Genomic DNA, 1733 nt, shown 5'->3' with positions numbered 1-1733 from the left:
GCGCTCCCCCGCGCCAAGGAATTCCACCCGGCCGACGGAGCCGTCCGGATCGGAGACAAGGGTGGTGAGTACCTGTCGCATGCCGTCCGCCATGCGGAGGGCGTGGTCGCGGTCGAAGAGGTCCGGTCGGTAGCAGATCTTGATGCGTATCCGGTCGCCGGGCATTCCGACGACGGTGACCGGATAGTGGGTGGCGTCATGGGACTGGCCGCTCACCACGCGCAGCGTTCCCCCGGAGGATTCGGAGGCGGCGCTCTCGTCGACCGGGTAATTCTCGAACACGGTCATCGTGTCGAAGAGTTCGCCGATACCGGCCAGCTTCTGCAAGGACCCCAGGCTGACGTGCTGGTGGTTCATGACGCCGACCTGCTGGTCCTGGAGGCGCTTCATGAGGCCCAGCACGGATTCGGCGGGATCGAGCCGTACCCGTACCGGCAGGGTGTTGATGAAAAGGCCCACCATGGTTTCCACGCCGGGAACCTCCGGCGGACGGCCGGAGACCGTACCGCCGAACACCACATCGTCCCGGCCGGTCAGCATTCCCAGGACCATGGCCCACGCGCCCTGGACGAAGGTGTTCATCGTCAGGCCGTGCTTGCGCGCGAGAGCGGTCAGGGCGGAGCTGAGTTCTTCGGGGAGTTCGACGCACACATCGTCCGGGATGACCGGCTTGCGCGCCGGGTCGACCGAGGCGAGGAGGGTCGGCTCGTCGAGTCCGCCGAGCACGGCGCGCCAGGCGGCGTCCGACGCGTCGCGGTTCTGCCGGGAGAGCCAGCGCAGATAGTTCTTGTACGGCGTGACCCGGGGCAGGCCGCTGTCGTCGCCGCGCCGCTGGTAGAGCTCGAACAGCTCGCCCAGCAGGATCGGGAGCGACCAGCCGTCCAGGACGATGTGGTGGCTGGTGAACAGCAGCCGGCAGGTGTCCTGGCCGGTGCGGACGAGGGTGGAGCGCAGCAGCGGCGCCTTGGCGAGCTCGAACCGGCGGGCCCGGTCCTCGGCCGTGACCCGCTCCAGTTCCCGGGCCCGGTCGGCGTCCGGCAGGCCGGTGAGGTCGATCTCCTGCCAGGGCAGCGGGACGTCGCGCTGGATGATCTGCACCGGCTCGCCCGTCTTGCGGGTGCGGAATCCGGCGCGCAGGGTCGCGTGCCGGCGCAGCACTCCGTCCACGGCGGCGCGCATGGCGGCGGCGTCGAACGTTCCCTCGAAGTCCAGGGCGAGTTGGACGGTGTAGACGTCCAGGTCCTGCTGGTTGTCGTAGAGCGCGTGGAAAAGCAGCCCTTCCTGCAACGGGGACAGCGGCAGAATGTCCTCGATCTTCGACTGCTTCACGACCACATCTCCGAATCGTCGTCCATTTCTTCTTCGAATTCGTCGATCTCGTCCTGGGAAAGGTCCACCAGGGTGAGGTCGGACGGGGTGAATCCCCCCGCGTCGGGGGCTTCGGCGTGGCGGGTCAGGGCCTCCAGCGCCCGGAACCAGCGTTCGCCGAGGGAACGCATCTCCTCCTCGGGCAGCAGCCGGGACGGCCAGGCCCAGGTGGCGACGAGCTGCGAACCGTCCTCGCGGTCCTGGGTGTAGGCGGTGATCTCCACGGGGTGGGCGAGCCGCATCTGCTCATCACCGCCGTCGGCCCCCAGCGCGTTGGCTTCGGCGGCCCGCATCCAGTCGCCTGCGGTTCCGGTGGTGTCGGTGGTGGCGGCGAAACGGCCGAGGTAGTTGAAACCGACCTGCGA

Annotated in this window: 2 protein-coding genes; both read right to left on the bottom strand. The window is 68.7% G+C overall.

What is annotated here, in order from left to right:
* Positions 1-1329: condensation domain-containing protein (locus AC51EU_RS30225; RefSeq protein WP_496270280.1), on the bottom strand; the 1329-nt coding region annotated here is incomplete at its 3' end.
* Positions 1326-1733, bottom strand: a 408-nt coding sequence (locus AC51EU_RS30220; RefSeq protein WP_496270279.1) for a hypothetical protein, incomplete at its 5' end; no start/stop codon positions are given. The genes AC51EU_RS30220 and AC51EU_RS30225, both read right to left, overlap by 4 nt.

The sequence above is a fragment of the Candidatus Streptomyces philanthi genome, assembly GCF_059553635.1.
The sequence above is the reverse complement of the archived record's forward strand: the minus strand, read 5'-3'. Positions and strand labels throughout refer to the sequence as shown.